The organism is Rhizobium sp. KNZ2-6A, assembly GCF_056755475.1.
Genome location: NZ_JBNDIC010000142.1, coordinates 1 through 659, shown reverse-complemented (window position 1 = coordinate 659; position 659 = coordinate 1). Strand labels below are relative to the sequence as shown.

The window sequence follows — 659 nt, the reverse complement described above, 5'->3', positions numbered from 1 at the left end:
TTATCACTCCCCGAACGCAAAAGGTAACTTTACGTTCGAGCGGAGGATTCCACTCGATCGTTCTCGTTCTGTGCTTGATATTCGTCTCAAAAGGTAATATATATATGTCACATGTCGCGATCGACCGATGCGCAAAAAGCGGAACGTCTCAACACGGCCCATGGGTTACTCGCGCGCGGGCTGAGTGTGACGGAGGCTGCCTTGTCGTTGTCGCGCGAATTCACAATGTCCCGACGTCAGGCCTATCGTTACATCGAGGAGGCGCAGTTGATCGGTCGCCCCGTGCCGGTTGTCGAGCCAGCCGCAGCAGTGACGTTCAAGCTTCCGCCGAACCTGGTCGATGCCGTCCGGGCGCGGGCGGCGGCGGAAGGAACGACGATCAGCGAGATGGTCAGCCGGGCGCTGCGGGCGTTCCTCGGCGAAGCTGGCGGCCATGGTTAAACGGCGCGGCCATGATCGCAGCATCCAGTTCGAGCATGCCTTCGATCGTCTCCTCGCCGTCAAACTGGAGCAAGTCTTTGGGATATTGGTCCCAGAGCAGTTCCGTGCGATCAGCGCCGAGCCGCGCGTGAGAGGGAAGAGCGATGAAGGCCGCCGCGATCTACGCCAGGGTATCCTCCGAACAGCAGAAGGAGGAGAACACGATCGCCAGCCAGACA

The 659-nt window shown here is 59.8% G+C and carries 2 protein-coding genes; both read left to right on the top strand.

The genetic code is table 11. The features are described 5' to 3' along the window. The first annotated feature begins 225 nt into the window (after positions 1-225). A complete protein-coding gene (locus ACPYOP_RS32945; RefSeq protein ID WP_208245931.1) occupies positions 226-441 on the top strand; it encodes a ribbon-helix-helix protein, CopG family in 216 nt (71 codons plus the stop codon). Continuing rightward, positions 434-659, top strand: a 226-nt coding sequence (locus ACPYOP_RS32940; RefSeq protein ID WP_481414383.1) for a hypothetical protein, incomplete at its 3' end; no start/stop codon positions are given. The genes ACPYOP_RS32945 and ACPYOP_RS32940, both read left to right, overlap by 8 nt.